1 rRNA gene is annotated in these 205 nt (G+C 45.9%); it reads right to left on the bottom strand.

Going from position 1 to position 205, the window contains the following annotated elements:
• Positions 1–76, bottom strand: a 5S ribosomal RNA gene (rrf, locus tag JYB63_RS23195); the annotation flags it as partial.
• Positions 77–205 lie beyond the last annotated feature (129 nt).

Genomic DNA, 205 nt, shown 5'->3' with positions numbered 1-205 from the left:
TACCATCGGCGCTAAGACGTTTCACTTCCGAGTTCGGTAAGGGATCGGGTGGTTCCATCTCGCTATGGTCGCCAAGCAAAAAAAGGTAACAATCTAAATCCTGTATGCCTTATTCAGGCTGAGTCTTAGGTAACACTGTACAAACTCTAATCCGTCTCGCTTTTCAGCAAGCTCTATGTATCTTCAGTTCTTGATCCGTGTTGCG

The organism is Aliamphritea spongicola (genome assembly GCF_017051665.1).
GTDB classification, from domain to species: domain Bacteria; phylum Pseudomonadota; class Gammaproteobacteria; order Pseudomonadales; family Balneatricaceae; genus Amphritea; species Amphritea spongicola.
This window is presented reverse-complemented; position numbering and strand designations above follow the sequence as displayed.